This is a genomic window from Streptomyces himastatinicus ATCC 53653, assembly GCF_000158915.1.
Classification (GTDB): Bacteria; Actinomycetota; Actinomycetes; order Streptomycetales; family Streptomycetaceae; genus Streptomyces; species Streptomyces himastatinicus.
On sequence record NZ_GG657754.1, the window covers coordinates 7634173 to 7635993 of the forward strand.

The following is a 1821-nucleotide window of genomic DNA, read 5'->3' on the forward strand; positions in this document are numbered from 1 at the left end:
GGGCGGTGTTAGGCCCGCGTAACGGTGCGCCTGCCTAGGGGTTTGGGTGTTAGGCGGGCGTAACGCGTTACGGGTGTCAGGCGGCGGCCAGGGCCGGGACGATGCGCCACCGACCGGTCTGGTTGGTGGCCTCCAGACGGCCTTCGAGGGCGGCTTCCTTGAGCCGCAGGGACACCCAGGACCGGGACAGGTTGTTCCGGTCGCACCAGTCGGTGAAGTCCTTCGGGCCGACGACCATTCGCCCCTCGGACTCGAACTCCTCCAGCGCCTCGGCGAAGAGCTGACGGGCTTCGGCCGGGGACGGCTTGTGGCCGGTCTCCTGTCCGAACATGGGGGCGTCGTCGCCCGGTTCGGAGTCGGGCAGCTCCTCCTCGGGGTCGATGCCCTCGTCCTCCGGGTCGACCAGCGAGCCCGTCATCTCGTCCTCGTCTCCGTCGGCCTGGAGGTGCGTGTTCTCGTCCTCGTCGCCGGTCGTCCGCTGGGTGTAGGCGGTGCCCGCGACCGATGCGGCGGCCTTCTCGGTGACCGGGTCGACCTGGGCGCCGTTGCGGACTGCCCATTGGGCCACGGTCTCCATGAGGGAGGTCGCGGTGTCGGTGAACCAGCGGGTCCGGCCCGGGCTGGAGTAGCGCTCCTCCGGGATGCCGGGGGTGACCAGGTAGCAGTAGCCGGGGCGCCGGTTGGACCAGCGCTCGGGGGCCGCGCCCGCGTCGACCACGGAGTCGGGGAGCATGAACCCGGCCGCCGTGGCGTTGGGGACGCCGAAGCACAGCCGGGCGCCCAGCGCGTCACGGGTGGTCGTGCTGATCTGGTCGTGGCTGGGCCGCTGGAGAGAGACGACCAGCGCCATGCCGGCCGACCGGGCGAGGTTGGCGATGGAGTTGAAGGCGTCGTCGCCGAGGAGTCCGAGGGATACCCCGGCTTCCTCGAACCACGCGATGTGGAACGGCAGGCCCGGGCAGCCGCACGCCGTGCCGTCCTTGCGGCACGAGTGCTTGGGATCGGTCTGCCGCTGTGCGGCAGCGGCCTCCCACTGCCGGTAGGAGTGCCGCCCCAGCCACTCGGTGCGGGCCGTGATGGTGGCCTTTACGGCCTCCACCATGACCTCGGTGGCGGTGCCGCCCTCGACCGCCCAGTCGATGGCGGGCAGCAGGGGCCGGAAGTCCTGGAAGCCCTTGGGGTCCGACAGCCACAGGACCACGTCCGTGCGGCTGAGGATCTCGGTCATGAGGTTGAGCGCGCCGTCGCCCTTGCCCGATCCGGTCATGCCCGCGATCAGCAGGTGGGTCGCGTTGCGCCCGGCCTCCTTATCGCCCGGCAACCACAGCTCCAGCGGCGAGCCGTCGTCGTACACACCGATCGTCAGCGGTTCGGTGATCGACCCGCCGGGGTGCGACGGGCCACTCTCCTCCCAGCGCACCGTGTCGGCCAGCATGTCGCGCGGGACGATGACCAGCTCACCGCGCCGCGCGGACTCCGGGTCGGGCATGTAGCGCACTGCGGTGGGCGGCAGATCCAGCGCGGAGGCGATCCGGGGCAGGGTCTTGGTGACGTCGTCGTTGGTCTGCTCCCCTGCTTCCAGCCCCAGCTTGGCCGTGACGCGGTTGGGGCCGACCTCGGTCCGCCCGATGCTGGCCTTGGCCAGACCCACCTTCTCCAGTAGCCCCTTGTCCCCGCTGGTGCCTTCCCCGGCGGCGTCGGGGTTGTGGCGCAGGATCATGCGCACATTCCACGACAGCGCGAGGCCGGGACCGGCCATCAGGTACAGGTCGTCGAGCGGCCCTGCGGTCGGCCCGGCCAGGCACGCCCCGGTGAGCCAGG

General features: G+C 71.4%; 1 protein-coding gene. It reads right to left on the bottom strand.

Going from position 1 to position 1821, the window contains the following annotated elements; translation table 11 throughout:
- Positions 1-76: 76 nt before the first annotated feature.
- The coding region (gene traB / locus SSOG_RS32395; protein WP_039939214.1) for a plasmid transfer protein TraB at positions 77-1821 on the bottom strand (1745 nt) is incomplete at its 5' end.